Source organism: Candidatus Palauibacter australiensis (assembly GCA_026705295.1).
Classification (GTDB): Bacteria; Gemmatimonadota; Gemmatimonadetes; order Palauibacterales; family Palauibacteraceae; genus Palauibacter; species Palauibacter australiensis.
On the sequence record JAPPBA010000181.1, the window covers coordinates 1 to 8,146 of the forward strand.

General features: G+C 68.3%; 4 protein-coding genes. 1 reads left to right on the forward strand and 3 read right to left on the reverse strand.

Features of this window, described 5'->3' with window-relative positions:
• Window positions 1-556: 556 nt before the first annotated feature.
• Complete coding sequence (locus OXN85_15110; protein ID MCY3601294.1) at window positions 557-5,398, forward strand: NAD-glutamate dehydrogenase; 4,842 nt, start codon at window positions 557-559, stop codon at window positions 5,396-5,398.
• Between the two features lie 25 nt (window positions 5,399-5,423).
• Here OXN85_15110 and glnA read toward each other — a convergent pair whose 3' ends face one another.
• The 3 genes from glnA to OXN85_15125 form a co-directional block, all read right to left on the reverse strand.
• On the reverse strand, window positions 5,424-6,824 hold the full coding sequence (gene glnA / locus OXN85_15115) for a type I glutamate--ammonia ligase (GenBank protein ID MCY3601295.1): 1,401 nt from the start codon (window positions 6,822-6,824) through the stop codon (window positions 5,424-5,426).
• Window positions 6,825-7,003: 179 nt separating this feature from the next.
• The gene (locus OXN85_15120; protein MCY3601296.1) at window positions 7,004-7,654 is read right to left on the reverse strand and encodes a 4'-phosphopantetheinyl transferase superfamily protein; all 651 of its coding nucleotides are present in this window, start codon (window positions 7,652-7,654) and stop codon (window positions 7,004-7,006) included.
• Between the two features lie 59 nt (window positions 7,655-7,713).
• Window positions 7,714-8,146 (reverse strand): GDP-mannose 4,6-dehydratase (locus OXN85_15125; protein ID MCY3601297.1); only part of this gene is annotated, 433 nt, incomplete at its 5' end.

An 8,146-nucleotide genomic window follows, 5' to 3' on the forward strand; every position in this document is an offset into this window, starting at 1 on the left:
GAGGGGCGGACATCGAGGTACAGGCCGTTGCCGTCGCAGTACCGTCCGGCCTCGCTAACGTGGCGGACGAAGGCGGGCGAGAGCGCGTTGTGGGGGTGCCTGCCGCGCGGCTTGCGTTTCGGTGGTCGTCGCGGGAGCGTCATACCCACCATAATACACACCACATGGCGGGAGATGCAAGGGGACGGAATCGGTCGGCTCGGGACGACGGCGACACCGGCATGCCGTGACAAATCAATAATACAAGGCAACTTATGGACGACATGGGACTCGACTGGAAGACACGAGCGTTCTGTGGAATACAGCCCCGCGGGAACGTCGGGCCCGCCAACCCGGACGCGTCCCGCTAACTCAGCGCGTCGAGGATCTCCTCGTGGGTCGGGTGTCGGCCGGTGGCGGCCTTCGAATAGATGAGATCTCCCTCCCATCTTCATCGTCCCCTTCGTCGTCGCTTTTTCCGTCCTGACGCAGCGTCGCGGGCCCCGTCGAGGGCTGCGACTCGGAGTCCGGCACGTTCGCCGTTGACCCTGCGCGGTACAATGGGGTATCTACGGGCATGAAAAACAAGCCTGCGCAGCAGTCGGACCTCGGCCCCCTGATCCGCGAGATCGAATCGCGACTCCCGGACGCGCCCGGCGAAGCGGTCCGCGGCCTCTCCCGCCGTCTCTTCAGCCGCGGCTACGCCCACATCGCGGATGGACGGCCGGTCCGCGCCCTGGCCGACGATGTCGCCGCCCTCTACCGCCTCGTGGCCGGCGCCGCCGACGGCGAAATCGCGATCCGAGTTGCGTGGGACGAGGACGATCCGTCGCGCGGCGTGCTCCAGACGGTGATGGAGGACCGGCCCTTCATCGTCGACACGCTGCGCGAGTACCTCCACTCGGCGGGGCTCGACCTGCCGCTCCTTCTGCACCCGGTCATCGTCGTGGACCGGGACGCGTCCGGCCGCGTACTCGACATCCGCGACCACTCCGCCGACGGCACGCGCGTGTCGGTCGTCCACATCGTGCTCGACGACGCACACCACGCGGAGGTCCGCGAGACGCTGGAAGCCGAGGTGCGGCAGCGCCTCGAACTCGTGAGAGCCGTCACCGAGGACTTCTCCCCCATGATCGAGCAGGTGGGGACGCTCGTCGGTGAACTCGAGGCCAAGCGGACCGAGACGCCATGGCGCAGCGCCGAGTTCGAGGAGATCCAGGACCTCCTCCGATGGCTCGTGGACCCCGGTTTCGTCTTCCTCGGCTATCGCGCCTACCGCATCGAGACGGACGACGCCGGTCGCGACTGGATCCGCGTCGAAGAGGGAACCGGGCTCGGGATTCTCAGGGACGACGACAAGTCGAAGTACCACGAACCCCGTCCCTTGGACGAACTCCCCGCCTACCTCCGCGCCCGGGTGCTGGGCGGCCCGCTTCTCATCATCTCCAAGACCAACGCACAGAGTCCGATTCGGCGCAACGTCCGCATGGACTACGTGGGGATCAAGCGCCTGCGCCCGGACGGGACGGTGTACGGCGAGCACCGGTTCCTCGGCCTGTTCACCGCGAAGGCGTTCTCGCAGGAAGCCTCCTCCATCCCGATCCTGCGCCGCAAGCTGCGCGAGATCCTTCAGCTCGAAGCCGCGCCCCCCGGATCGCACGACTACAACGTCATCCTGGGGACGTTCAACTCGATGCCGAAGGAGGAACTGTTCCTCGCCTCGGTGGAGGAGATCCGCTCGGTCATCGATGCGGTGATGGCGACCGGCGGCGGGGACGACGTGCGGGTCACGGCGCGTCCCGACCAGCTCGGCCGCGGCGTCCAGCTCCTCGTCATCCTCCCCAAGACCCATTTCTCGGGGCAGGTGCGGAGGCGGCTGCAGGCGGCGCTGATCGAGGCCTACCGGGGGACGCTCCTCAACTACCATCTCGCGCTCGGCCAGGGCGACCAGGCGCGCCTCCACTTCTACCTGGCCCACGACCCGGACGAAGTGGGGTCGGTCGACCTCGACGCTGTCCAGGCGCAGGTGCGCTCGATCGTCCGCACCTGGGAGGAACGCCTCGAGGACGCGCTCGATGCCATCCACGGACCCACGCGAGGCCACGAACTCGCAACGCATGTCGTGCGTTTCTCGACCGGCTACCAGGCGGCGATGGACATCGACACCGCCGTCGAGGACGTGGCGGGTCTCGCGCGGCTGGCCGAGACGGGCGAGAGCCAGGTGCTACTCAAGCCGTCGCCCGGAGAGGCGGACGGGCGGCACTATCAACTGAGGCTCTACGCCCGGAAGGGCCACTACGTCCTGAGCGACGTGATTCCCACGCTCGAGAACCTGGGGCTTCGGGTGCTCGACTCGCTCCGCTTCACGATCCAGCTCAGGGACGAGACGCCCGAAGCCGCGGAAGAGACGTTTGCGGCGCGCGTCCAGTCCTTCGAAGCCGAGGCGCGTCGCGCCGGGGACCTCGACATAGCGGCGGCACAGGACCGGATCGGCGACATGCTGCGGGCCATCCGGGGGGGGATGGCGGAAGATGACCGGCTGAACGAACTCATCGTGACCGCCGGTCTCACGTGGCAGGAGGTCGCGGTCCTCCGGGCCTACGCGGGCTACGCGTTCCGCATCGGCGCCGTCGCCGCTCCCACGGGCGGCCAGTTTCCGCTCACGGCGTACCCCGACATCGCACGCTGCATTTTCCGGGCCTTCGAGGCGCGCTTCGATCCTGAGGCGCAAGAGGGGGCGGCCGCCGCGATGCGCCGTCTGAAGCGGGAGTTCAACCGCGGGCTCGCCACGGTGCGCGGCATCGAGGACGACCGGACGCTGCGGCGGATGATGGAACTCGTCCACGCCACCGTCCGCACGAACCACTACCGGGGCGAGGCGCGCCGTTCGCCTCTGCTGGCGCTCAAGATCTCGAGCCGTTCCGTCGACTTCATTCCGGAGCCGAAGCCGAAGCACGAGGTCTACCTGCGCGGCCCTCGCACGGAAGCCGCCCACCTGCGTATGGACGACGTGGCGCGCGGCGGGATCCGGTGGAGCGACCGCTACGGGGACTTCCGGGTGGAGGTGCTCGGGCTCGTGAAGACGCAGCGGGTGAAGAACGCCGTCATCGTGCCCGGCGGGGCGAAGGGCGCCTTCATCGTGAAGGGCCTGCCGGAGGACCGCGAGGCGCGGCTTGGGGCAGGGCTGGACAGCTACCGCGACTTCATTCGCGGGCTGCTCGAGGTCTCGGACGACGTCGTGGATGGCCACGTCACGCGACCTCCGGGGATGGTGATCCACGACGGACCCGACCCGTACCTCGTCGTCGCGGCGGACAAGGGGACGGCGAAGAACTCGGATACGGCCAACGAACTCGCGGCCGAAGCGGGCTTCTGGCTCAATGACGCCTTCGCCTCCGGCGGATCGCAGGGGTACGACCACAAGAAAGAGGGGATCACGGCCCGCGGTGCGTGGGAGTGCGTGAAGCGCCACTTCCGGGAAGCGGACATCGACTACGAAAACGAACCCTTCACGGCCGTCGGCATCGGAGACATGAGCGGCGACGTGTTCGGCAACGGGATGCTGCTCAGCAAGCAGATCCAGCTCGTCGCCGCCTTCGACCACCGCGACATCTTCCTCGATCCGAACCCGGAGCCCGAGGCATCGTGGACAGAGCGGAAACGGCTGTTCGAGCTCCCGGCTTCGTCTTGGGCCGACTACGACGCCGGACTCCTGAGCGAGGGGGGCGGCGTCTTCGACCGTACGGAGAAGCAGATCCACCTGTCGCCGCAGATCCGCGAGCGCCTCGCCATCGATCGCGAGGAGATGAACGGAAACGAGTTGATCCGCGCGATCCTGTCGGCGCCGGTCGACCTCCTCTGGAACGGCGGCATCGGCACGTACGTGAAGGCGAGCTCGGAACGTCACGCGGATGTCGGCGACCCGAGCGGCGATCCCACACGGGTCGACGCGACGGCCATTCAGGCGCGGGTCGTGGGGGAGGGCGGCAACCTCGGCTTCACGCAGCGCGCGCGGGTGGAATACGCGCTCCGCGGGGGGAGCATCAACACCGATGCCGTGGACAACTCCGCCGGGGTCGACATGTCCGACCACGAGGTGAACCTCAAGATCCTCCTGGGCGCCCCGCTGTCGCGCGGGGGGATCGACTACGAGGCGCGCAACGACCTGCTTCGCGAATGCACGGACGAGGTCGCGTGGAAGGTTCTCCGCAACACCTACAGCCAGAGCCTCGCCATCAGCCTCGACTACATCCGGGCGCGGCGCGCGCCCGCGACGTTCCGCGACGTGATCCAGCGCTTCGAGCGGGAAGGGATCCTGGATCCGGCCCTCGAATACCTGCCGGCCGGGGAGGAGCTCATCGAGCGGGAGAACGTCGGGGCGCACCTCACGAGGCCGGAACTCGCCACCGTGATGGCCTACTCGAAGCTTCATCTCAAGCATGCGCTCACGGAATCCAGCGTGTCCCGTGACCCGGCCATGATGGAACTGGTGGAGGACTACTTCCCCTTCGGGGCGCTGAAGGAGGTCGACACATCGGACCTCGAGGCGCACCGGCTGCGCCCGAACATCTCAAGCATGCTGCTGACGAACCGCTACGTGGACCGCATGGGCGCCACGAGCCACATCCGGATCATGGAGGAGACCGGCCGCGCCGCCGCGACCGTCGCCCGCACCTGGTACGTGGCATCACGGATCGCCGACGCCGAGGACCTGTACGAGCGGCTGCGCGTCGCGGATGTCCGGATGCGGAGCGGGGCGCAGAACGAGTGCTACCTCGCCATGGCTGACGCGCTGACGCGCGCGACGCGATGGCTCCTCGAACGGACCGACCCGGCAAAGCCGATCAGCGATGCGATCGAGTGGCTGCACGACCCCGTACGGGCGGTCCGCGAGGCCCTGCCGGAACTGCTCACGGCAGAGCGGCTGGAACGCTTCGAGTCCACCTGCTCGCTGCACGAGATGGACGGACTCGATCCGGAGGGCGCCGTGCGACTCACGACCTTCCGCTACGTGGACGAACTGCTGCCGATCGCCAGCCTCATCCGGGAAACCGGCGCCGGCACGCGCGAGGTCGGCGCCGTGTACTTCGGCCTCGCCGAGGAGATCGACTTTCCGTGGCTGCGGAGCCGCGTCTACTCGCTGGCCGCGGACGATCCGTGGGATCAGAGGGCGGCGCGCATCCTCGTCACGCGGCTCGAACTGGCGCGTTCGCGCATGGCGGCGCAGGTCATCGCCCTCGCCGAGGCGTCGACGACGGAAGACGCGATGCGCTCCTTCCGCCGCCGGAACGCGGTGGGGTTGAGCCGGATTCGGAACGTGATCGCCGATGTCCAAAGCGCCGGGGCGGGGCTCCCCGGGCTCGTCGTGGCCGTGGACGCCGTCAACGATCCGGGGATCCTGGAACCCCCGGATCGCTGACCGGCTCCAGCCAGCCGCAGCTTGGCTAGTAGTTGATGTACTGTTCGAGCTCCCACTCGGAGACCGACGCCACGTAGTCGCTCCACTCGGCCTTCTTGCGGCTCACGAACTGCTCGAAGATGTGGTCGCCGAGGGCGTCCTTCATGACTTCGTTCGCCTCGAGCTCCTCGACGGCCTCGCCCAGGTTCGCGGGCAGCACCTCGAGCCCGATCTTCGCGCGCTCCTCGTCGGACAGCTGCCACACGTTCGTGTCGAGCGGCGGGCCGGGATCGATCTTGTTTTCGATGCCGTCGAGGCCGGCGGCGAGCTGGACGGCCGTCGCCAGGTAGCCGTTGCAGGACGGGTCGGGCATGCGGAACTCGAGCCTCGTCCCGACGCCGCGCTGCTCCGGGATGCGGATCATCGGCGAGCGGTTCCGCTGCGACCACGCGATGGAGATCGGCGCCTCGTAGCCGGGCACGAGCCGCTTGTAGCTGTTCACGATCGGGTTGGTGACCGCCGCGATGGCCCGCGCGTGCTTCTTGAGGCCGCCGATGTAGTGGAGCATGACATCGGCCAGCTCGTAGTCGGCGTTCGCGTCGTGGAAGATGTTCTTCCCGTCCTTGAACAGCGACTGGTGCGTGTGCATGCCGGAACCGTTTGCGCCGAAGATGGGCTTCGGCATGAACGTCGCGTGGAGCCCGTGCGCGAGCGCGACGTTCCGGACGATGAACTTGAAGGTCATGAGGTCGTCGGCTGTCCGCAGCGCCTCGCCGTACTTGTAGTCGATCTCGTGCTGGCCCTCGGCGACCTCGTGGTGCGCGGCCTCGACATCGAGGCCCATCGCCTCCATGCCGGTGACCATCTCGCGGCGCGCCCGCTCGGCGAGGTCCGACGGCGTGAGGTCGAAGTACCCGCCATCGTCGTGGGTGACGAAATTGCAGCTACCGTCCTCGTTCGTCTTGAAGAGGAAGAACTCGGCCTCGACGGCGGAGTACATCGTGTAGCCCATCGACTCCGCTCTGGCGACGACGCGCTTGAGCGCCGCGCGCGGGCAACCCCCGAACGGCTTGTTGTACGGGCGCCGGACGTCGCAGTACATCTGGGCCACCCGGGCGTCCGGGTTCCCCCACGGGAAGACCCGGAACGTGTCCAGGTCCGGACGGAGGAGCATGTCGCTCTCCTCGATGCGGACGTAGCCCGCGATCGACGACCCGTCGAACATGACCTTGGCGTCGAACCCGTCTTCGAGCTTGCTCGCCGGGACCTCGACGTTCTTCGGGAAGCCGTTGATGTCGATGAAGATGAGACGAAGGAAGCGGACGTTCAGTTCCTCGCAGAGCTTCAGGATCGCGTCCCGGTCGCCCGAGGCGACGGTGCTCCCGTAGTCGTCGTATCGAACGTGCGAGGGATGTTCACTGGGTGCCGCAAAAACGGCGTCGGACATGGTGCGACCTCCGGGTCACTTGGGCGTACTGGAAAGGGGGGTTCGTACGTTCGGTTCCGCGCCGGGCGGTCGGGCACGACCCGCAATGTCGCGAGGCACTATGCGGGGCGAATCGGCCATCGTCAACCTCACAGCGCGCGGCAAAAGCCCTGCATCAGCGCCGCTCTTGCCGCGGACCGCTAGGGCCAGCTCCACTGGCGGACGGATTCGGGCGCCCGGGAGCACGCCACGGCGCCCGTGAAGCCTTCCCCGGGGAAGAGGTCCATCAGCCACCAGGAGCGCCCTTCGAGTTCCCCGCGAATCGTGTCGACGCGGGCCAGCGGACGCGACAGGCCGAGGCCGGCGGCCTTGAGGATCGCCTCCTTTCGGGCCCAGATCCGGAAGAACTCCGGCCTGGCCGCCGCGGTGTCCCAGTCGGAGCGAAGGCGCCACTCCTCGGGGGAGAGGTGGTCGCGGGCGAGGGCCCCCGGGTAGCTGAGCGGCCGGATGCGTTCGATGTCGACGCCGATCTCGCCGAGCTGGCCCACCGCGCAGAGCGCTAGTCCGCCCGAGTGGCTGAGATTGAAGTGGAACGGAGGCGCGTCGCGGGCCCCGTCGTCCCCTCGGGCCGACAGCAGCCGGGGCTTTCCGTGCTCCCCGTACTCCAGCGTCAACTCGTCCGGCGCGACCCCCAGGTACTCGGAGAGGAGACGTCGCAGCGCGATGCGGGCGCGACGGAACCGGGCGCGCGCCTTCGCGCTGACGAGTCGTTCGGCGCGCGCCCGCTCGTCCGGGCTAAGTAGGGCGAGGCCGCCGGATCCGCCACGGGCGGAGAGGTCGATTCTCCACACGTGAAGTCCGGACCCCGGTAGCCCCGGCGGACGCGCGCGCGCAGGCCAGTCCCCGCGGTTCAGAGGGCGGCGTACCAGTCGAGCGTGGACCGAAGACCGTCGGAGAGCGTCCAGCCGGGTTCGTAGCCCAGCCGTTCCCGGGCTCTCGAGATATCCGCGTAGGAATGACGCACGTCACCGGTCCGGAAGCCCTCGTACACGGGTTCCGCGCTTCCCAGGCCGGGCCGCTTCTCCGCGAGCCCCGACCGGATGAGGGCGAACAGCTCGTTCAGCGTCGTCGGATCTCCCGCGGCGACGTTGTAGACGCCGAGCGCCGTCTCCGCTCCCGTCGTGGCGGCGAGCAGGTTCGCCTGCACCACGTTATCGATGTAGCAATAGTCCCGGGTCGTCTTCCCGTCCCCATAGATCCGGCACGGCCTTCCCGTCAGCATCCGCAGCGTCCAGCGCGGTATGACGGCGGCGTACGGTCCGTCGGGATCCTGCCTCCTGCCA